15 protein-coding genes and 1 tRNA gene are annotated in these 20004 nt (G+C 40.1%); 3 read left to right on the forward strand and 13 right to left on the reverse strand.

Annotated elements, in window-relative coordinates; genetic code table 11:
- The first annotated feature begins 85 nt into the window (after positions 1-85).
- Positions 86-817 carry a hypothetical protein gene (locus tag C6N34_RS00725; RefSeq protein WP_147290752.1) on the forward strand — a complete coding sequence of 244 codons (732 nt, stop codon included), beginning with the start codon at positions 86-88 and terminating at the stop codon, positions 815-817.
- Between the two features lie 10 nt (positions 818-827).
- On the forward strand, positions 828-2414 hold the full coding sequence (locus C6N34_RS00730) for an NAD(P)H-hydrate dehydratase (protein WP_115538986.1): 1587 nt from the start codon (positions 828-830) through the stop codon (positions 2412-2414).
- A gap of 54 nt (positions 2415-2468) precedes the next feature.
- Here C6N34_RS00730 and C6N34_RS00735 read toward each other — a convergent pair whose 3' ends face one another.
- The 5 genes from C6N34_RS00735 to C6N34_RS00755 all read right to left on the reverse strand — a co-directional run bounded on the left by C6N34_RS00735 (position 2469) and on the right by C6N34_RS00755 (position 8815).
- Entirely contained in the window at positions 2469-4049 is a 1581-nt protein-coding gene (locus C6N34_RS00735; protein ID WP_057177022.1) for a metallophosphoesterase family protein, read from the reverse strand.
- Entirely contained in the window at positions 4046-5662 is a 1617-nt protein-coding gene (gene murJ / locus C6N34_RS00740; RefSeq protein ID WP_057177021.1) for a murein biosynthesis integral membrane protein MurJ, read from the reverse strand. The genes C6N34_RS00735 and murJ overlap by 4 nt, the downstream gene beginning before the upstream one ends.
- Before the next feature lie 74 nt (positions 5663-5736).
- Positions 5737-6444: a serine/threonine-protein kinase gene (locus C6N34_RS00745; RefSeq protein ID WP_057177020.1), complete on the reverse strand. Its 708-nt coding sequence runs from the start codon at positions 6442-6444 to the stop codon at positions 5737-5739.
- Between the two features lie 70 nt (positions 6445-6514).
- Complete coding sequence (locus C6N34_RS00750) at positions 6515-7885, reverse strand: cytochrome c biogenesis protein (RefSeq protein WP_057177019.1); 1371 nt, start codon at positions 7883-7885, stop codon at positions 6515-6517.
- Positions 7886-8074: 189 nt separating this feature from the next.
- A complete protein-coding gene (locus tag C6N34_RS00755) occupies positions 8075-8815 on the reverse strand; it encodes a cytochrome c biogenesis protein CcdA (RefSeq protein ID WP_057177018.1) in 741 nt (246 codons plus the stop codon).
- 191 nt (positions 8816-9006) lie between these two features.
- On the opposite strand from C6N34_RS00755, the gene nifJ reads away from it, so the two are divergent.
- Complete coding sequence (gene nifJ / locus C6N34_RS00760; protein ID WP_057177031.1) at positions 9007-12564, forward strand: pyruvate:ferredoxin (flavodoxin) oxidoreductase; 3558 nt, start codon at positions 9007-9009, stop codon at positions 12562-12564.
- A 33-nt stretch (positions 12565-12597) separates the two neighbouring features.
- Here nifJ and infC read toward each other — a convergent pair whose 3' ends face one another.
- The 8 genes from infC to gshA all read right to left on the reverse strand — a co-directional run bounded on the left by infC (position 12598) and on the right by gshA (position 19996).
- Positions 12598-13131 carry a translation initiation factor IF-3 gene (gene infC / locus C6N34_RS00765; protein WP_006278519.1) on the reverse strand — a complete coding sequence of 178 codons (534 nt, stop codon included), beginning with the start codon at positions 13129-13131 and terminating at the stop codon, positions 12598-12600.
- Positions 13132-13373: 242 nt separating this feature from the next.
- The gene (locus C6N34_RS00770) at positions 13374-13709 is read right to left on the reverse strand and encodes a hypothetical protein (protein ID WP_006278520.1); all 336 of its coding nucleotides are present in this window, start codon (positions 13707-13709) and stop codon (positions 13374-13376) included.
- A gap of 155 nt (positions 13710-13864) precedes the next feature.
- Positions 13865-14824, reverse strand: a complete 960-nt coding sequence (locus tag C6N34_RS00775; protein ID WP_057177017.1) for an orange carotenoid-binding protein — start codon at positions 14822-14824, stop codon at positions 13865-13867.
- Between the two features lie 118 nt (positions 14825-14942).
- A complete protein-coding gene (locus C6N34_RS00780) occupies positions 14943-15410 on the reverse strand; it encodes a Tab2 family RNA-binding protein (RefSeq protein WP_115538987.1) in 468 nt (155 codons plus the stop codon).
- A gap of 43 nt (positions 15411-15453) precedes the next feature.
- A tRNA-Met gene (locus tag C6N34_RS00785) sits at positions 15454-15527 on the reverse strand.
- A gap of 193 nt (positions 15528-15720) precedes the next feature.
- Positions 15721-17520: a peptidoglycan DD-metalloendopeptidase family protein gene (locus C6N34_RS00790; RefSeq protein WP_236107498.1), complete on the reverse strand. Its 1800-nt coding sequence runs from the start codon at positions 17518-17520 to the stop codon at positions 15721-15723.
- A 762-nt stretch (positions 17521-18282) separates the two neighbouring features.
- Positions 18283-18744, reverse strand: a complete 462-nt coding sequence (locus tag C6N34_RS00795; RefSeq protein WP_115538988.1) for a tRNA (cytidine(34)-2'-O)-methyltransferase — start codon at positions 18742-18744, stop codon at positions 18283-18285.
- A 91-nt stretch (positions 18745-18835) separates the two neighbouring features.
- On the reverse strand, positions 18836-19996 hold the full coding sequence (gene gshA, locus C6N34_RS00800; protein WP_057177014.1) for a glutamate--cysteine ligase: 1161 nt from the start codon (positions 19994-19996) through the stop codon (positions 18836-18838).
- Between the last annotated feature and the right edge of the window lie 8 nt (positions 19997-20004).

A 20004-nucleotide genomic window follows, 5' to 3' on the forward strand; every position in this document is an offset into this window, starting at 1 on the left:
AGTATGTTGAAGTTAGGGCTACTTTACCTTTGGATTTTTAGATTCGGTTTGATTGATTAAAATTCTCCTACTCTACATGACAAATATGGCGAATTTAAATAGTACTACCTCTTTATCTATGCTCTTCTTGTTGGCATCTAGTAATTTAGTGATAATGTGCCAACAAGCTTTAGCCAAAACGCTTGATACACAGTTTATGGGTCAGGGTGAGGTGGTTATTCTCTCCCAACTAGATCCCCGTGGCTATGCTAGCAGAAACTCGGACAGGTATGTGGTCTATGTTGAAACTGATAGTCAATATGTTTTACAACAAGTCCGTCGAGTTGATAGTAATGCTTATATTCGCCCTTTTGGTGGACGTAGTGTTATTCAGTCAGGTGTTTTTAGTGAATCCTATTATGCTGCTGAACGGGTAAGGGACTTAGAGTTAAATGGTGTAAGTGGTATTCGTGTTATGGTTGTCTCCCCTCCAGGACAAATATCATCTTCTGTCTCTACCACTACATCCAACTTGGGTTATGATGGTGGTGCTGCAACCTCTTCTGACAACTCTGCTAACATTGACCTGACAAAACAAGCTCACTACTATGTTGAGTCTTATTATGTGGTTGTTCCCACAAGTGCTGAGAATTTACGAACCATCTGGCAACAAATTCGACACAAAGTAAAAGGGAGAGTTCATGTTCTGATGAGAAGCGAACCTAGAGGATTTCACGTAGCTCTGGGTAAATTTAAAGATCGCTATCAAGCGGAGCAATGGAGTAACTACTTGAAAAGACTGGGTTATGGTAATGCTAGGGTATATTATGGGAGATAAAATTTGACTAATGAATAACCAGGATTTGAAGCATCTAAAGGAAATATTTGTTGTCACTGCTGCTCAGATGCGGGATGTGGAATCAAGAGTTTTCGCCGCAGGAATGCCCATTCCAGCTTTGATGGAAAAAGTAGGTAGGCTCATTTGCGATCGCCTTTTATCTATGACATTAAAAGGTTCTAGGGTTGGTATTTTAGCTGGGCCTGGTCATAATGGTGGTGATGCTTTGGTGGTGGGAAGGGAATTACATTTTCGTGGTTATAATGTTTGGATTTATCAACCTTTTGGTCAACTCAAGGAGTTAACTAACCAACATTTTCACTATGCTCAAAGTTTAGGAATTCCTTGTTTTTCTCAACTAGCTGAATTGCCAGATTGTGATTTTTTAATTGATGGGTTATTTGGCTTTGGTTTAGAAAGAGAAATCACTGGCAACATTGCTGAGGCTATTAATCATCTTAATCTGTGGAACAAACCAATTTTTAGTATTGATTTACCTTCGGGAATACACACCGATACGGGAGCGGTTTTAGGAACTGCTATTTGTGCTTCCCACACTTTTTGTTTGGGTTTGTGGAAACAGGGTTTATTACAAGAACAAGCAATAAAATATGCAGGAAAAACAGAGTTAGTTGATTTTGATATTCCTCTGGCTGATATTCAGGCAGTTTTGGGGGAAGTTCCCACCATCAAACGCATTACCCAAAGTCTAGTAATTAATACTTTACCCCTACCTCTTTCTCCCATCGTGCATAAATATAAATCTGGACATCTGTTACTAATTTGTGGCTCTAAACGCTATGCAGGGGGAGCAATTTTAACTGGTTTAGGTGCTAGAGCATCTGGGATTGGCATGTTATCTATTGCCGTGCCAGAAAGTATTAAACCTTTATTAGTTTCCCACTTACCAGAAGCTCTCATTATTGGTTGTCCAGAAACAAATAATGGAGCAATTTCCCATTTACAATTGCCTGGAGAAACCACTTTAAATTCCTTTACTGTTATTGCGTGTGGACCTGGATTAACTACAGAAGCAACTCCTATTGTGGAGCAAGTAATAAAAAGTGAAGTTCCCATAATTCTGGATGCAGATGCTCTCAATATTCTAGCACAATTGGGCACAATTACCACTTTAAAAAACCGCCATCAACCTACTATTCTCACTCCCCATGGAGGAGAGTTTCATCGCCTATTTCCTGAGATTGATATCACAAATAGAGTCAAAGGAGTGCAAACAGCAGCATCACAAACTAGAGCCATAGTTCTATTAAAAGGAGCAAGAACTGCGATCGCTAAACATCAGGGAGTTACTTGGATAAACTCTGAAAGTACACCAGCTTTAGCTCGGGGTGGGAGTGGTGATGTATTAACTGGACTAATGGGGGGGATTTTAGGACAGGTGGTTAACAGACAAGTTAATATGGAGGATGTGGTAGCAACAGCAGCTTGGTGGCACTCTCAAGCTGGTATTTTGGCAGCAAAGGAGAGAACGGAGTTAGGAGTTGATGCTTTTACCTTGACCCAGTATTTAAACAGAGTTTTGGCTCAAATCCAAACTGATGAGATAAGTAAGTGGGTGGAATTAAATATAAGATGAACGTAGGTTGGGTTGAAGTATGAAACCCAACACCCCCATGGGTCTCGGATAAAACTATACAATTATGGCATCCAATTGCTTGTTACACCATTTTCCCTCAATTAATTCCGTTACCAGTGGTGTAATTACAAATTGAGGAGGAATACCAGCTTTAACATCCACACGCACACAAGAATAGGGTTTTCTCGTCTCTAAATCATAACCGGTACGTCCCACATACAACAAAGAATCGGCAACTTTTCGCGTGTGGGCACTATCATGCTCGCTAAAATCCTCTAACAACTCAGTTCCTTCCTCTCGCTGACGACGAGGACGACGACCACTACCACCACAGACAATATAGTTAATACCAGAATCTCCATATCCAGTGTCTGTAGTTTTTAAAAACTCCAAACAGTGGGCGTGACCATTAAACACCAGATCTACCAAGGGTCTTCCCCCAGTTATTTCTCTCCCCATATTTCCTAAAGCTACCCTTACCTGTTCCAATACCTCCCGTAATCGATGACGAACTGCTAAAGTTTGTCCCTGTTGCCATTTGGTTGCTTCTGTAACGTAGGGAGGATGATGAAAAAATAACACCCTTCCCCTAACATTTAAATCTTGCCAGGATGCAATTAATCTATCCCTTAACCATTCCAGTTGCTCAAAATCTGTATCCGCATTAGTGTGACTTTCTAATTGTTTCTCAATATCAAGTTTGACTTCATTTAATTGATCCAATTTACCCGCTAAATCTGCTAGAAGATCTGATTCTCGCGGATTTTTTGAGTCTAACTTCTCATATACCGCTAAAATTTCTAACTCCTCCCGCTCCAAAGAGCGACGACTTTCCCACAATTTTTGACGAATATCCTGGGCTCGACTTTTTGGTAAAGGTTCTGGAGTATTAAAAGTGTTAGAATCCAAGGCAAAAAAATCTATTCCCCCATAATTAAAACTATAGTATCTATTGGGTAACCTCGTAAATTCACCTGGTTGGTAATTTAAGCATCTACCTGTATTAACTTTCCCAGTATAATATTTATTTAGGTGAGCTACCAAATCAGAGGAACCAATAGCAGCTAGATAATCAATAAAAGCTCTAGCGTAAGTATCTCCTTGGTTGGAACCATGCCAACCAATTTCAATATCTTTATAACGTAACATTTGTCGTAGAGGTAAGGTTGAACCTGTAATCAAACGATATAATAAAGGTACATCATAATAATCATGATTGCCGAGAACTGGTAATATGGGCAACTTAAAGGTCATGTGATTATAAGCTATGTTTTCTGGATTCTCTCCACCAAGTAAAAATTCCCGGTAAGGTTGAATGAAATTGGCTGGATAATATTCACGAGAACCTACAACATAAACCACATCTCCGGTATGTAGAATAAAACGACAATCATCAAGATGATTTAACATCATTTCAGTTACTTGACGTTGCGGATGGGAGCCATAATTTGATTTCGTCCCACTGTCACCCATAACCATAAAGGAAAATTCTTGATTTTTTTCCCTACCTTGATCATCGAATTTCATCACGGTTTGGTCAATATTATGCTCCAAAATAGCTGGATGTCGCCATCTAACTCTTTGTTTCATTCTCTGAATTTTGGTGGGAACCGAGGGTTCAGAAATTAATTTCATCTGGATATCCTCAAAAATTTCTGTTTCATTTTGGTGACAAAACTATTGACTTCTGGTATTTTCATTGTCCCCACAATCATGGCAAATATAGCAATTCCCACAATAGCAGTAACGGACAATTCAAGAATCAAAACTACTAAATTTTGGCTGGGTATTAGCAGTTGACAAGTAACAAAGGTTTGATAGCTACTAACACCAGCAACCACACTGCCAAAAGTTAAACCCAAAATTGGCCAAGTCCATTCTCTCAGGGGTAAACCATTGAGTTTACGGTTTAACAACCACAATAACATTAACATAGAACTACAATTAACACCCACTGTGGCTAAAACCAAACCAGGAGCGCCAAAAGGTTTCACGAGGACAAAATCCAAAACTGCATTCAGAAAAATATTAAACGTACTGATTTTGAATGGAGTTTGTCCGTCACCTAAAGCGTAAAATACCCTCACTAAAACATCTCTCCCCAAGTAGACAAACATTCCTATGCCATAGGCTATTAATAGGGAAGCAACTAACTCGGTAGCTTCTTGATTAAATGCACCCCGTTGATAGACTACCTGAACAATGGGTGTAGATAAACCTATCATTAAACCACCTAAAGGTAGCATGGTCACAGCAGTTAATATAATCCCCTGACGAATGCGTAATTTTAGATCTGGCCAAGATTGCGGTTCAGCTAATTTGGCGAACATTGGTAATAGGGGAAGTAAAATAATATTAGAAATAATTCCTAGTGGTGTTTGAACTAGTAAATTAGCGTAATTGAAAGCTGCTGCTGCACCTTTGATGGGACTTGCAAAAAATAAATCAGTTGCTACATTAATTGGCATCATACCAGAAGAAATAGTAGCAGGAATCATTATTTTAATTACTTCTTGAACTGCAGGAGATTTAAAATCAAACCTCAGTTTTAATTTTCCTAAACCTAACCTCCACTGAAAAATTAATTGTACGGACCATTGTAAAATTGCTCCGATTAAGGTTCCCCAAGCTAATACCATCCCTCCCATAAATGCAAATTCTGGCTGAATTATTTGTTTACCATATTCTAACGCTAAAATACCAATACCAATAACTACTGTAATACTGGATAACAGGGGACTAATTGATAATAGCCAATATTGGTTTGCTGCATTGAGGGTGCCAAAACCAAGACCAATTAAACCAGAAAATAAGGCCATTGGTGACATGATTTGTAGCTGACGAACAGCAATTTCTCTGGTTTTTACATCTAATCCATAACCAACCAGATCAATTAAGGGTTCCGCTAAAAAAATTTGAGCGACTGTTACTACTAATAATAATCCGCTAACTAGGGTTGTTACTGTTTCTACAATAGGAGGCGCTTCTTCTCGTTTACGTTTGGCTAAGACGCTGACAAGGGCACTATGTAGAGGACCGTTTACTCCACCAAGTAAAATCAATAAAAATCCAGGAATAATATAAGCGTAACTATAAGCAGTAGCAGCAGCACCAACACCAAAAGCAGCTGCTATAGCTTGTTGTCTAATTAACCCGAATATTTTACTAATTAAAGTTGCAGCAGCAACTATACCAGCAATACCAGCAAAGGAACGGGATGATTTCTGCTTCTGTGGTTGTTCAGTCACGAATAATACCTAAAGATTCACACTAGACCAAGATAATATCAAAAATATAGCTAAAGATATAGAAAGCTATAGGATTAAAATTTTTGACCAATCAGTTTTTTCAAAAATTGCAAAATCTTACCGGAAAAGGAACTAATAAAACGATAGGACTGACGAACCTGGTTGAGTAAGGAATAGGGTACTCGTAACTTAAAAGGATAAAAAATTGGTAAGTATATCAAATAATAAGCCTTTTTTAAATCCTCCCATTTGGAACATTTATCCTCATGGAGAAAATCAGAAATGTCTACCACTAAACCTCTCCCCTCAAACATCATGACATTTTTACCATGAACATCGTGGGGAAATAGACCTCGACTACGTGCATAATCCAACGCTCGATCAATATCTTTAATTACCCTAACAGGAATGCGTAATCCACGATTCAGACAATCATAGAGGGTTACACCAAATAATCTTTTTAGAACTAATAGACCATTGTAGGCATAAAAGCATTGCGAATAGGCTGGATGAGAGCCTATGCGATTGTAAACTTCTAATTCCTCATCAAATCCAGGACGACCAGGAGCGTAAATCTTGACCACCACATCGGGAAAATCAGGATGACAAACCACTGCTGCATAGTTACCCGTACCTATTAGCTCCCAGGGAGGTGGTAGATGGTGAACCACTGCTGGATTATGGGGGTGCACACTTTCCACCACTAACTGGGGTAATAGTTCTTGATGAATGATGGTAACTAATGGTTGAATACTTGCTTGATCTATAGAATGTGTACCCATACATACAAAATTGAGTAGTATTGCATTTATTAAATGTACCACTCAATTAGGATCCTCACTCCTAAAAAAATTATTTCTTTGCTGTTTGAGCAACCTGGTCTAAGATTCCTAATACTTCTCTCTCAAAGGTAACTTGGGCCCGGTTAGTTTTTCCACCCACGTATAAGACATCACCATGTTGTAAGGCCCAAATTTGAGAATGAGAAAAATAACTCATGACCACTCCTAGCATTAATAGGGCAAAACCTGTATACACAATAGGAATTCCTGGATCATATTTAATTTGTAAACCCGTGCTACCGACAACATCAAGAATTTTTAAATTCACCCCGTTAACAGGTATGGACATTCCTGCGCGCACGGTATTTACTAATTTTCCTTCGTTATCATAGATTAAGACCATACCTTGTAGATCTTTTGCTAACAGGGAAACTCCCGCACTTAAATCTGGTTTGGTTGGTATCCAGGTTCCCCATAATCTACCTTGGCCATTAGTATTTAGTAATGCCATGGGTAATTGAAAAATAGGACTGTTATTAATTTTGACTTTAACCGCAGCAATTCCCCAATCTGTTTGATAGAAGACTACACCATGATAGCGTAATGGTTTATTAACATAAATATTTTCATGGTTAACTTCTTCACCTTGGTAATTTAAAACTGATAGATCGGAGTAAAATTGGTCAATTCCCCCTTTGGGAGTATAATCAATCCAAAATCTGTTAACTTTAACAGACCAGTTTTTTAACACATCCTGAGAAGACCAAGCTCCCGCATCAATGATATTTTTCACCTGGAAGGTGTCACCGGAGGTAATCATTTCCTGGGCCATAAAGCCCGTCATTGCGCCCCATATTCCTCCTAGCAATATCATCACAATTCCAATATGTACAACAATAGGACCCATCTTACCAATTATCCCCTTACGAGCATAAAGTAGATGATTGCTTTCCTCTTGCTGGAAAATTTGATATTGGCTTTTCTTTAATAGGGCAGTGATGGAATTTAAGTTAACATTATTTAATTCAGCACTAAGAGCTAGTTTATTAAACTTTCTTGGCTCGTCATAATATTGCCACTTTTGAGCGGTTTTTAAAGCTGGTAGTTGTCGTGTGAAGGTACACGCTGTTAAACTCACACCAAATAGGACCAGTAAGGACAAAAACCACCAAGTGCGATAAACATGATCTAACCCTACCACCTGAATCACCTTCCAACTGAGAAAACCAAATAAAGCTGGATGTTCAGGATAATTGGCCTGATAAAAAGCAGGAGTTTGTCCCTGTTCGATTACGGTGCCACTAACACTAAAAACAGCAATGACTAATAATAAAACAATTGCTAATTTCAAATCGGTAAGTACGGGTAAAATTTCCTTTCTTATAAAACGAATCGGAAGGGAAACTAAGTTAAATTCTGGAGATGAAGAATCGAGTGTCATTGCTGAAAGGTTTGAGGTTTACATTAATCAAGAGTGATAAGTAAGTTGGCGTTAAAAAACCAAACTATGTAAAGATAAATAGGATAAGTGGGTGAGTGGAATTAAACACAAGATGAACGTAGGTTGGGTTGAGGAACGAAACCCAACGCCCCCATGGGCATCCTACAAATAATTGTGCCTCCCTACTTACTAATAAATACCAATAGGTAATCGAGAAAGCAAGGAAAAAACTCCAAAACCTACTAATAATACACCACTAACCGGGTTTATCCAACCCGACCACCGACGGAATTCCAGCAGTTTTTTAATGGTCGCAGTAAAGGTACCTGCTAAAATTAATGGTGTTACATATCCAGCTGTATATGCTAGTAGCAAAAATGCCCCTAATAAGAAATCTTGACTGTTGGCAACCCAACCTAATAAACTGGCTAGTACAGGGGTGCTACAGGGTGAAGCAACTAACCCGAAGGTTAATCCAATACAATAGGAGCGAACCCCAGATGGCATGTCATTTGATATCCAATTGGTTTCACCCCAGGATGGAAATTGTAAGGGTAGAGCTTCTAATAGGTTTAAACCCATAATAATCGCCAAAATACTCACAATGATTGGTAGTCCCATTCCTACCTGACCATAAATCTTTCCTACTAAACCAGCTAGGATCCCTAAACCCGCTAATGTGGTTGCTAGTCCTAATGCAAACCAGGTAGATTGTGCAGCGGCTTGTAATCGGCTTTTAGCTTCATATCCTCCAATATAACCAATGGTAATTGGCAGCATAGATAACATACAAGGAGTCAAACTCGTTAACAAGCCAGCAAGAAAGATGATGGCAATACTAATGATTGTTAGATGACTTAGTTGTTGGGTAACTAGGATGTTAGCGAATTGTTCCAGATGATAAATTTGGGTTTGCAGGTTCTCCAGCATGGTTTATCTTTTTATCAAGTTATGAAGTCTTTCCCTATATCTTAGCTTAATTCTTGCCAAAAGGGGGAGAAGAGGAAGATAAGAGAGAATTGATTATTGGGGGAGGTTTGGTTTATAATGTGGTCACGCTTCTGATATTTTTTGGGCTTCTCTGGGTAAATTACCAAAAAATACAGACAGGAAGAAAAATCATGACTAAATCATTTGCTGCAATTGATGGTAATGAAGCAGTAGCACGGGTGGCATATAAGTTAAATGAGGTGATTGCTATTTATCCAATTACTCCATCATCAAATATGGGTGAATGGACTGATGGCTGGATGGCAGAAAATAAACCCAATTTATGGGGGACAGTTCCCCAGGTGACTCAAATGCAAAGTGAAGGTGGTGCAGCTGCTGCTGTACATGGTGCCTTACAAACAGGGTCTTTAAGTACAACTTTTACTGCTTCCCAGGGTTTATTATTAATGATTCCCAATTTGTTTAAAATTGCAGGGGAATTAACTAGTTTTGTTCTTCATGTTTCTGCTCGTTCTTTGGCTACCCATGCTCTATCCATTTTTGGAGATCATAGTGATGTCATGGCAGCTAGAACTACTGGTTTTGCCTTACTTTGTTCAACTTCTGTACAAGAAAGCCATGATTTTGCTCTGATTGCTCAGGTGGCAACTTTACAAGCTAGAGTTCCCTTTTTACATTTCTTTGATGGGTTTAGAACTTCCCATGAGGTGCAAAAAATTGAGTTGTTATCTGATGAAGTTTTACGAGAATTCCTACCTATAGATTTAGTATTATCCCATCGTCAAAGGTGTTTAACTCCCGACCAACCAGTGTTAAGAGGTACAGCACAAAATCCAGATGTTTATTTTCAGTCCCGTGAAGGTGCTAATCCCTATTATCAAACCTGTCCAGAAATTGTGGAGAGGATTATGAATAGGTTTGCCCAAAAGACGGGGAGACATTACAAACTATATGAATATCACGGTCATCCTCAAGCCCAACAAGTAATTGTTCTCATGGGTTCTGGTTGCGAAACGGTTCATGAAACTGTTGATTATCTCAATCAACAAGGAGAAAAATTAGGTGTTGTCAAAGTCCGACTTTTTCAACCTTTTGATGTGGGAAGATTTATTGAAGCTCTACCCAATAGTGTAAAATCCATTGCTGTTTTGGATAGAACCAAAGAACCAGGAACTGTAGGAGAGCCTTTATATTTACAGGTAGTTACTGCTATTCATGAAGGGTGGAAAAAATCCTCATTCCCTAAAATTGTTGGCGGAAGATATGGCTTATCTTCTAAAGAATTTACTCCAGCAATGGTCAAGGCAGTTTTTGAAAACCTGACTCAGCCCAAACCCAAAAATCATTTTACCATCGGGATTAAGGATGATGTGACTTTCACTTCCCTCAGTTTTGATCCTAGTTTTTCTACTGAACCAGATACTGTGGTGCGGGCCATGTTTTATGGTTTGGGTTCCGATGGCACAGTTGGTGCTAATAAAAACTCTATCAAAATTATTGCCGAGGGGACAGAAAATAATGCTCAGGCTTATTTTGTGTATGACTCTAAAAAATCTGGTTCTATGACCGTTTCTCATTTACGTTTTGGCATGGACAAAATTCGCTCTACCTATCTCATTAATCAAGCCAATTTTATTGGTTGTCATCATTGGGGGTTTCTGGAGAATATTGATATCCTAAAAAATGCTGCTCCTGGTGGAGTGTTTTTACTCAATAGTCCCTATCAACCAGAGGAGGTTTGGCAATATTTACCTAGGAAAGTGCAACGGCAAATTCTTGACAAACACCTGAAAGTTTATGCTATTAATGCCAATCTAGTGGCTAAAAACAGTGGTATGGGAAGAAGGATTAATACTATTATGCAGGTGTGCTTCTTTCAATTGGCGGGGATATTACCAGAAGTGGAAGCTATTGCCAAAATTAAACATTCCATTGAAAAAACCTACGCCAAAAAAGGTAATGATGTGGTGAAGATGAATTTGCAAGCGGTTGATAACACCCTAGCAAATCTTCATCAGGTGTTAGTTCCTACAGTAGGAATTGTTGATGATAACCCGGTGAATTACCAATCATCCATGGGTAAACCTGAATTTATCCAGGGGGTTCTGAACAAAATCATGGTGTGGGAAGGGAATGATCTACCTGTGAGTGCTTTACCTGCTGACGGAACTTTCCCCACCGGTACCGCAAAGTGGGAAAAACGTAATATCGCGGAGGAAATTCCCGTTTGGGATGAAAATGTTTGTGTCCAGTGCGGGAAGTGTGTCATGGTTTGTCCCCATGCTACCATTCGTGCCAAAACTTATGCACCACACCAATTGCTAAATGCACCAGCAACTTTCAAGTCCACGGATGCTAAAGATAAAAGTTTTGCTGGGCAAAAATTTACTATTCAAATTGCACCTGAAGACTGTACAGGTTGTAGTTTATGTGTGAATATTTGTCCTGCTAAAAATAAAGCAGAACCCACAAAAAAGGCTTTGAATATGCACCCTCAAATACCTTTGAGAGCGCTGGAAAAAGAAAATTGGGAATTCTTTTTGAATTTACCCAATCCTGACCGCAGAAAGTTGAAATTAAATCAAATTCGTCAACAACAATTGCAAGAACCATTATTTGAATTCTCCGGAGCTTGTGCAGGATGCGGAGAAACTCCATATTTGAAATTACTCACCCAATTATTTGGAGACCGCGCCCTCATTGCTAATGCTACCGGTTGCTCTTCTATTTATGGCGGTAATCTCCCAACTACTCCATGGACTAAAAACCAAGAAGGTCGAGGTCCTGCATGGTCTAATAGTTTATTTGAAGATAATGCGGAGTTTGGTTTTGGCTATCGCCTATCTATAGATAAACAGACAGAATTTGCAGTGGAACTATTGCAAAATTTACGTGGTCACATAGGCGATCGCCTGGTTAATGACATAGTGCGAAACAGTCAAAAAACAGAGGTAGATATTTGGGAGCAAAGGGAAAATGTGTCCCATCTCAAACAGAGATTGAGTGAAATTCTAGCACAAACCCAGGAAGAAAACCTGGGAGTAAAAATCCAGAATTTGCAATCTTTAGCTGATTTTTTGGTCAAAAAGAGTGTGTGGATAGTAGGAGGCGATGGATGGGCTTATGATATTGATTTTCATGGCATTGACCATATTTTAGCCAGTGGTAAAAATGTGAATATTTTAGTCATGGATACGGAAGTTTATTCCAACACGGGGGGTCAATCTTCCAAAGCTACTCCCACTGCTGCGGTGGCAAAATTTGCTGCTAGTGGTAAACCAGCAGGAAAGAAAGATTTGGGTTTAATGGCCATGACATATAATAATGTTTATGTTGCTAGTGTTGCTTTAGGTGCTAGGGATGAGCAAACATTAAAAGCCTTTTTAGAAGCAGAAGCTTTTGATGGTCCATCCCTAATAATTGCCTATAGTCATTGTATTGCTCACGGGATAGATATGACCAATGGTTTACAACAGCAAAAAGCCTTAGTTGAGTCTGGTAGATGGTTGTTATATCGCTATAATCCCACATTACAAAAGGAGGGAAAAAACCCCCTACAATTAGATATGAAAGCTCCCAGCGAACTGGTAGAGAAATCCATGTATCAGGAGAATCGGTTTAAGATCTTAATGAAGAGTAAACCGGAAATTGCCCAACAATTGTTGATACAAGCTCAACAGGAAGTTAATACCAGATGGGGTGTATACCAATATTTGGCTAATAAATAAATGATAAGGGGGGGAAACCCCCCGCCCCATATCTTATTTTTTAGGAGAAATGAGCATCATCATATTTCTCCCTTCTTTTTTAGGAGCTTGTTGAACCTCACCAAAGGGTTCTAGGTCTGTAGCCATACGATTTAGTAAGGTCTCCGCTAAATCACTGTGCTGAATTTCTCGACCCCGGAACATTACAGTGGCTTTAACCTTGTCCCCATCTTTAAGAAAGCGTTCCGCCTGCTTCACACGCACATTATAGTCGTGCTCCTCTATTTTGTAGCGCATTTTTACTTCCTTAACATCAGCCGTGTGCTGCTTTTTCCGGGCTTCCCGCGCCTTTTTTTCTTGCTCAAACTTATATTTCCCGTAGTCCATGATTCGACAAACCGGTGGGTCTGCTTTATCACTGAGCAAGACCAGGTCTAGCTCTTTTTCTTCTGCTAGTCGCAGAGCTTCTAATGGTGCCATGATACCCAATTGGGCACCTTCACTGTCAATGACTCGAATTTTTGGGAAACGAATACGTTCGTTAATTTGGGGGAGATCGCGAGTTCTTTTTTTCTCAATCACAGGCATTATGATTTTTAAGAGATCCTTTGTTAGAGATTTGGATTGGTCTTGGCTTACTTGGTTGCGTTTACTATGGAAATTTTTGAACCACGAAGGAAAAAGTTTAACTTGTTTCCTGACCGTTTTCACATTCTAGTTTAGCACAAAACCTGTCGTCAAACGACTAGTTGCGAAACCAACAACAATTCTCATTTTAAAACATTTGTACTAAAAATCCTTGGATTTTTCCCCTTGGTGTGCCCTAACTATCACATACGTGTAAGAGCTGATACTTTAGCTATCTTATTCACTTCTAGTCCCTCTAGATCTTTAATATGTAGCCAACCTTCCCTGACCAATTGGGCAAAAACAAATATCAACACAGAGTATCTATAGTCGTATTTGCCATCAATCTGATGCCTTCTTGCACTCAGGAAATCGTGTAATTGCCATATCTCATCTAGTTTTGTAATCGTGCCGGCTTGTTCACGAACTGTTTCTATTAAGGCATTAATCTCTCGCTCATAAGCTAGATCAAAGGCTTTTCGAGCTAACTCCTTCTCTGTTGTAGACCACTCAATGTCATTCACTTGAACCATCCCCATATTAACTGTTAGTTCTCAAAATTAGTTGTCAAAATTAAAAATCACTTCCCAGGAGAAAGTGCTAAAGACCATATAACTCGTCTGTTGCAAGTGAGCGTACAAAGATTGTGTAAGCAAGAATACTAACCCCCACTTACACAAGCTAAAAAACTGCCCTATCGCATCAAGTTGAGCAGTTCCTTAGGAGAAGCTAATAAGTCAATTGCAACAAAGAAGATCTTACCCTGAGGATTAAGCAAGAATCGCCAAGCGATATTCATTCCCACGGACGAGCCAAACCAGGGAGTTTGTACTTTACCGGTCACCTTTATTTGGGTGTAACCATCTTCTACAGGTTCAGAAACTCCTCTTTCTGGAACCAGTGTCAGATTTTGACATTCCTCATTGAAAAATCTCAGAATGGCATCTCTGCCAACTATAGGTTTTTGAAAAGGGGGTTGGAGGGCACCGTCAGGAGCAAACAGATCGATTAAGGCACTGAAGTCATTAGCATTCAAATTATTTACGTAGCTTAGCACTGTTGAGTTAGTTAGCCCTTCAATGGTAACTTGAGTCCGCTTTGACATTTCCGTAGGAACAACAACAGGTTCAGATACTCTGGTATAATCACCCAACTTGTTTGGGTCAAATCCCATATCCACTACAGTACTGCGTAAGGTTGTAATTTGCTGTCCCTGGTCCATTTCCCTCAGTGCTTGTAACACTGCTGCTGCATTAGCAGAAAGTTGGTATCCCGCTGGGATCGGAGCAACAATACCCTGTTCCATCCACTCACCCAGTTGATTCCAAAATCCTAGCTTGATATTAGGAGACCATGCTGCGTAGGTGCGGCAAATTGGGGTATCGGCATTATTCGCCAAGTCACACATAGCCTGTGTTTGTTCAGGAAAAGACATTTGACGAATTTGATTCAACGTAGGTTCTGCGAACTGCATGCTAGCAGCTCCTGGTGCGGCAATTGTAACGGTCTTGCCCATTTCAAGATAGGCAAACCAAATCCATGCTAGTTGATCTTCTGCACTGAGCTGCTTAAATCGGGCGATTGTAGCTGGTACTGCATCAGCGGAAAGAGTTTGTGGAAAAATCCCACGAGCCGAGTCAATTGTAATTGCCATAGTGTAAACCCATATCTTGAATTACATCACACAAGATTAAGGATCCCACAAAACTGAACCCAATTATCCTTTTAGACAAATAAAACTTAACTTTTTTCTGCCAATATGGCAACGCCACCTAGATGTCTTTTAATAACCAAAAACCAGTGAAAGTTATTCCTGAGTGGTCAGGTTGCACTAATAAAAAATGCACTCCCCCACTTACTTTTTTACGTTGTTGATAAACTTTACCAGCTGCTGTGACATCAATGTCTGTAAAAGTGGCTACTATCCAGGGATTCGTTGAACTAGACTGTAAAATCAATCCATCAGGGGCACCAGGAATATAGTTTAAACTAACTGGATTATTTTCATTTAACCATCTTGCTAAACGTAAAGACTGTTTACCACCATAAATTATCACTCCAGGTATGGAAACAGTCACAGCCAAACTAAGCTTAGCTGGTACAAAGGAGTCTGGTATTTTCTTAAATGGAATTGAACGACTACCAAACTCTTCGAGGATATCACCAGCACTAACACTTGCAAAACACCACTGCTCCCCCCAAAGGCTCTCTGGTAATGGCATTGGTGGTAGCTGATTCATACCGAGACTCCCTACAACTTATGAACTATCGAACTATATTAAATGGCTCAGGTCGGATTCGAACCAACGACCCCAGGCTTATGAGTCCCGTGCTCTAACCTACTGAGCTACTGAGCCTAACTTTTTATTTGTCTAACCTATCCTAGCACAGTATTTCCTCCATGACAACTCCCCAAAAGAAATTTTTTGGTCCTGATTATCCCGCAGATTTTGGTCAGGATAATCAGGACGTGCTGGGTATTGGCAGCTTTTAACCATAAGCTTATCTTAAATAACCAACAAGCAAAGTGGTTAAACATCAACCAAATAATTACAAACGTGCCTGAGAAGGTAAAAAGGCGATGGGATTAACCGCACCTTTCCCTGTGGGATGGATCTCAAAATGGGTGTGAGGACCAGTGCTAAAACCAGTGCTACCCATGGCGGCAATGGTTTCTCCCTGTTGCACTTCCTGACCTACCCGCACTAAAATACGGCTGTTATGGGCATAACGGGTCATACTGCCATCCTCATGGCGTATTTCCACCAACAGTCCATAACCTCCATTATTCCAACCTGCTCTTTCTACTCGACCTGGAGCAGAGGCGTAAATTGGAGTTCCCACACCATTGGCAATATCAATACCTCTGTGCATTCTACCCCAGCGCCAACCATAACCGGAAGTTAGAACGCCTTTAGCAGGCCAAATGTGACCCGTAAGAGCAGGACTATTATTTTCTTCCTCTGTATTTCTGGGTAAATATATATCCACTGCAGCCAAAGGAGGTAAAGCTGGAGATACGGTTGTACCCCGCAATTTACCCAGAGAATCCCGGGCGTTCATCCTCCTGGGAGGCACATTTAATCTAATACCCGAAGGATTCCTTCTGGTATTTCCAGGAACAAACTGAGGGTTGACAGGCTCATCATTGGGAGCGATCGCATCTACACCCAATTGAGAATTAACGGAAACATTACCATTTTCCCCGAGCCTGGGTACGGTAATTGTTACTGCTTTGATTTGAACACCTGGTGAAACTTTGACGGGATCAATATTTCCTCCTCCCAATGGGGATGGAGTATTCTCAACCTTGCCAGAGTTAGCCAGGGTAATGGCAGATCTTTGATCGCGATACTTTTGGCGTAGTCTTTCAATTTCTGCTTGTAAGCTACGAATGCGATCGTTGTTTGGCGTAACCTTTTCTAACTGAGTTGGAACGGTTTTTGGGGTTATTGCCACACTAGTGGTAAACCCATCTGTAGAGCCACCTATTCCCCGTGTATTGGGGGTAATTGATCCAGCTTCGGGCACTTGGGGGAGATTTTTGCCAGCCACAGGTACGCTTATGGCAGATCCACTGCTTGGTGATGGGATCTGAGGTACTGCAATGGCAACTCCCTCATTGCTCGCTGATGTTGGCAAAGGTAACTCAGCCGCATTAGGCAGATTAACTTCCCGGTCAGGGGGAACTAAAGGAGAAATAGCAACTTGGGCAATTCTTTTGGGTGGAATAACAACCGGACTGGTTGGAGTAGGTAGCTCTTGTATACCCGTCCCAGACTTAACTTGAGGAATGATCAGTTTCTGATTGACCCGCAAATCATGAGGATCACTCAGACCATTAGCCTGAATTAGCTCAGTCACAGAAGTTCCATAGCTACCAGCAATTTCCTCCAATGTATCACCTGGCTTCACCTGGTAGTTAGAAATTTCCTTTGGAGCCACAACTTGGGGAGTTGTCAGTGCTGTCAAGGATTTTTGTTCTGAGAAGTTGTTATTGTTGATACTACTTGATTCTTGTGCCTTTTGAGGCAAGGAATTCAAATTGGTTTTTAAACGTTCCGATTTTTCTTTTAGCTGGTTGAGTGCAAACTCTTGTTGTTCCCTTAGCTGGTCATCAGCAGTATTGTCAACCTCGGTAGGCGCTTCAATACTTTCTGGCACGCTTGCTAAAGTGGGAGTTTGGACATCCAACTTTTCTGCCGTGATTTTTTCCACATCGGTTTCAGTCGTAGCTGAACCTACGAAGGCTGCTTTTTCACTGCCAACTGGGGCTGCTGCTTGCGCTTGGTCGCTTTTTTGGGTGACAAAAAGGCTGGTGGCACCCATAGAAATTGCTAAACCAATCATGGCTGCTCGTGGTATTGCCCGGCAATTACCCTTTTGATTTGTTTCATTCAAGGCAAATTGGAAACTGTCAGAATTATTTTTAACCACAGCGTTTACCCTCTTGTTTAATGCTCGATTCAAAGATGACCTCCTATGATCAAACTTCGCTTAACTGATTTTGATCTTTCTTTTAAATGTCCGATGTTAATTCACGATTGGAACTACATCAAACCATAAGTCAAGATCACATTCAAGTCACACTTACCAGAGATATTGACCCAAGATTAACCTGTTTCTCTGATTTAGACAAGTTCATAGTTGTTAGTAAATCTTAATTTTTTCTTGGTCTGCTCTGTTAATACACCTCACAAAATTCAAGATTGTTGCAATCAGGCGGTTTATGTAGTTACTGGGACTACCAAGAAACCATCCCCTTTACATCCTTAATACCCGGTTTTTTGTTCCCATCCGTTCTACCAATATCAAACTTTATGTCCTTGTTCCCTAAAAAACAACCGTACAAGTTTTTACTAGTTTCCCCACCTGATAAACCGTGTCTTAGATCACAATTTCCTAAAAGACTTGATGGTACTTACTTTCCACAATTTTACTCTCGAGAAAAAACCCTCTCAACAGGCTAAAATCTAGAAATCAACAAGTGCAGGGAAACTAAGTTTGCTATATAAATTTCTTATATGTTGTTACTGCTACATATTACTACCTTCACCCTGAATATTACTGTGTAGTGGAAAGTCGTCTTTTGGTCATGCCTTCATTTTACTATTATTTTAAATATCCCAACTGTCGTCGTGACTCAAATAAAGCTACAGCTACGCTCACTGATAGGTTTAAGCTACGAACACCAGGTTGATCCATAGGAATGTAGAGGGTAGAGTCACAAATATCGAGAATATTTTCCGGTATACCCGTTGTTTCACTGCCAAACAATAACCAGTCATCAGGGCGAAATTCGTACTGAATATAGTTAATATTGCCCCTGACGCTGAACCCTAGCAGTCTACCCCCTCTTTGCCGATGGACTTTGAGGAATGTGTGATATGATTCATGGTAGTTAAGTTTTACATGGGGCCAATAATCTAACCCTGCTCTTTTGAGGTAGCGGTCAGTGATTTCAAATCCTAAAGGGCCAACTAAATGCAGTTCGGTGGCCGTAGCAGCACAGGTACGGGCAATATTGCCTGTATTGGGGGGAATTTGTGGGTTAATTAAAACTACCTGAGGCATAAAATCAAAGACAGGTTTTTAAATGGTCAGAAACAGGTTTGGATCCGAATAGTTCGGATAACCTATAGGTTTTTCTTATATCTGGCAACTTTTAAGCAATTGGGGAGGAACACAATAACTTGCTTTCTAGTTCTTTTTCCCGTTCGTGAGTACTAACTACCGCTTGTTTGATGACTTGCTGAATGTCTATTCCTACTTTGTGTAATTGTAGCCACTGCTGGGCTTCATTACCTTCCCGTAGTATTTTCTTTAAGGGGGAGAGAAAACAACTAAATCCTTTTTGTTTGGCTATTTTCCACACTTGTTCATACAACTGACTAATCCATTCTCTGGCTATAATAATACTACCATCTTGCCAGTGCTGTAACTTAGCGTCTAAACTGAATTTGGCTGCTGCCATTTCGTTTTTATTTGTTAGGGTAATTAAATCATCCAATGAAAATTCGCTCTGTTTGAGTGGATCTATGTTATCATTCTCTATTATTTGTAACAGTCTTGCCTCTAGTAAAGCAGTAATTGCTAACAAAGAAATGGGATCTGTCACTAAGTCACAAATTCGCAATTCTAATCGGTTCAAATTATAGGGACGGCGATCGCCATTAGGTCTAACGGATGTCCATAAATGGCGCACATTCCTCATAGTACCTGCTTCTAACTGAGACTCTACCCAGTTGATATGATGTGTATGACTAGTAAACAGAGGTACATAATTGGGGGTTTGAGGGAATAGTCCCCATCGTGTGGAATGATAGCCAGTAGCTTGACCATTTAAAAAGGGTGATGAAGCACTCAGTGCTAAAAATAGAGGAGCCTCTAAACGAATAACTCGACAAGCTCGCATCAAAACTTCCGGATCTGGTATACCAACATTAATATGCACACTAGCAGTTACTACCTTTGTGCCATAGGTTTGCTCAATGTAATCATGATATGGGTTAGTAATATCAGAGCGATAAAATCGGTCGCCACCTCCCAGGGATAAGGTACTTCCCGGAATTAGCGTATATTTATTTAATTTATCCAAGTTAGACAAATTATCTAAATACTTTCTTAAGCGTTGTCGAGGAAGCAGGAGGTTGCACAACTGATATTCATAGCTAGTGGATGGGGGAGTGATATATTCCACATTACGACTATCTGGTTCTCGCATAAAACCTTGTAGTTCTGAAACAATACGATCGGAGAGACCGACAATATCACCCTCAGAAGTACCGGTATATATTTCAATTTCAAAGCCTTTTGTTAAGACCACGTTATTTT

It is taken from the genome of Cylindrospermopsis raciborskii Cr2010 (assembly GCF_003367075.2).
GTDB classification, from domain to species: domain Bacteria; phylum Cyanobacteriota; class Cyanobacteriia; order Cyanobacteriales; family Nostocaceae; genus Raphidiopsis; species Raphidiopsis raciborskii.

Excerpts from the sequence above, each read along its gene's own strand:
- nifJ (WP_057177031.1), top strand. The coding sequence starts at position 9,007 with ATGACTAAATCATTTGCTGCAATTGATGGTAATGAAGCAGTAGCACGG.
- C6N34_RS00790 (WP_236107498.1), bottom strand. The coding sequence starts at position 17,520 with ATGATTGGTTTAGCAATTTCTATGGGTGCCACCAGCCTTTTTGTCACC.
- C6N34_RS00750 (WP_057177019.1), bottom strand. The coding sequence starts at position 7,885 with ATGACACTCGATTCTTCATCTCCAGAATTTAACTTAGTTTCCCTTCCG.
- C6N34_RS00795 (WP_115538988.1), bottom strand. The coding sequence starts at position 18,744 with ATGCCTCAGGTAGTTTTAATTAACCCACAAATTCCCCCCAATACAGGC.
- C6N34_RS00780 (WP_115538987.1), bottom strand. The coding sequence starts at position 15,410 with ATGAATCAGCTACCACCAATGCCATTACCAGAGAGCCTTTGGGGGGAG.
- C6N34_RS00725 (WP_147290752.1), top strand. The coding sequence starts at position 86 with ATGGCGAATTTAAATAGTACTACCTCTTTATCTATGCTCTTCTTGTTG.
- C6N34_RS00770 (WP_006278520.1), bottom strand. The coding sequence starts at position 13,709 with ATGGGGATGGTTCAAGTGAATGACATTGAGTGGTCTACAACAGAGAAG.
- C6N34_RS00755 (WP_057177018.1), bottom strand. The coding sequence starts at position 8,815 with ATGCTGGAGAACCTGCAAACCCAAATTTATCATCTGGAACAATTCGCT.
- C6N34_RS00745 (WP_057177020.1), bottom strand. The coding sequence starts at position 6,444 with ATGGGTACACATTCTATAGATCAAGCAAGTATTCAACCATTAGTTACC.
- C6N34_RS00735 (WP_057177022.1), bottom strand. The coding sequence starts at position 4,049 with ATGAAATTAATTTCTGAACCCTCGGTTCCCACCAAAATTCAGAGAATG.
- C6N34_RS00730 (WP_115538986.1), top strand. The coding sequence starts at position 828 with ATGAATAACCAGGATTTGAAGCATCTAAAGGAAATATTTGTTGTCACT.
- infC (WP_006278519.1), bottom strand. The coding sequence starts at position 13,131 with ATGCCTGTGATTGAGAAAAAAAGAACTCGCGATCTCCCCCAAATTAAC.
- C6N34_RS00775 (WP_057177017.1), bottom strand. The coding sequence starts at position 14,824 with ATGGCAATTACAATTGACTCGGCTCGTGGGATTTTTCCACAAACTCTT.